Raw genomic sequence first — 353 nt, forward strand, 5'->3', positions numbered from 1 at the left:
GCGGTGGGTCGCCTGACGGCCGAGCCCCTGACGAACCTGCCGCCCCAGCGCCTCATCTATGGCGTGCCCGCGCCGCCGCCTTCAGCCAACAGCCATCCCCTCACCATCGGCAGCCTGCGCCGTGGGGGTGGCGGTAGCGGTGGCTCCGGTGGCGGTCGCTGAAACCCTTTTGCTCTCTTCTTCCTCTCCCCTCCTCTGCCGCCGCTCGTGACGGAGACACCGATGCCTGACTTCCTTGGACATGCCGAGAACCCGCTGCGCGAAGAGGAGTGGGCGCGCCTCAACGAGACGGTGATCCAGGTGGCGCGCCGTTCGCTGGTGGGCCGCCGCATCCTGGACATCTACGGGCCGCT

At 69.4% G+C, this 353-nt stretch carries 1 protein-coding gene and 1 pseudogene; both read left to right on the plus strand.

Annotated elements, in window-relative coordinates; all coding sequences use genetic code 11:
* Nucleotides 1-162: pseudogene (locus tag D7W81_RS44345) on the plus strand (ferritin); the annotation flags it as partial.
* Nucleotides 163-222: 60 nt separating this feature from the next.
* On the plus strand, nt 223-353 hold a 131-nt coding region (locus D7W81_RS41455), incomplete at its 3' end, for an encapsulin (RefSeq protein ID WP_167508155.1).

The organism is Corallococcus aberystwythensis (assembly GCF_003612165.1).
GTDB classification, from domain to species: domain Bacteria; phylum Myxococcota; class Myxococcia; order Myxococcales; family Myxococcaceae; genus Corallococcus; species Corallococcus aberystwythensis.